Origin of the sequence: Silvania confinis, assembly GCF_025564085.1 — a bacterium.
Classification (GTDB): Bacteria; Pseudomonadota; Gammaproteobacteria; order Enterobacterales; family Enterobacteriaceae; genus Enterobacter; species Enterobacter confinis.
In genome coordinates this window covers 1-458 of the sequence record NZ_JAMGZJ010000040.1, presented here as the reverse complement: position 1 = coordinate 458, position 458 = coordinate 1, and the positions used below count along the sequence as shown (strand labels likewise).

The 458-nt window shown below is 62.2% G+C and carries 1 protein-coding gene; it reads left to right on the top strand.

Features of this window, described 5'->3' with window-relative positions; all coding sequences use genetic code 11:
* A partial coding sequence (locus tag M8013_RS00180; RefSeq protein WP_271265829.1) for a DUF1329 domain-containing protein occupies nt 1-430 on the top strand: 430 nt, incomplete at its 5' end.
* Nucleotides 431-458: the final 28 nt, after the last annotated feature.

The following is a 458-nucleotide window of genomic DNA, read 5'->3' as shown; positions in this document are numbered from 1 at the left end:
CTACAACAGCTACAAGCTCGACGATCCGAAGATCAAGTACAGCGAAATCGTCAAGGCCGGCCACATCAACCAGGACCTGACCCGCTACGAGCTGCACCGCGTCTGGCATGTGGTCGCGACCCTGAAGCCGGGCGAGCGGCACATCTACGCCAAGCGTGACTTCTACATCGACGAGGACACCTGGCAGGCCGCCGAGATCGACCATTACGACGGTCGCGGCACCCTGTGGCGCGTGGCCGAGGCGCATGCCGAGCAGTACTACGACAAGCAGGTGCCCTGGTACGCGGTGGAAACCCTCTACGACCTGCTCTCCGGCCGCTACCTGGCGCTGGGCATGAAGAACGAGGAGAAACAGGCCTACGACTTCAACTACAGCGCTTCGGAAAGCGACTACACCCCGGCGGCGCTGCGCCAGGAAGGGGTACGCTGAGAAACGGCGTTCCTAGCCACGAAGAAAC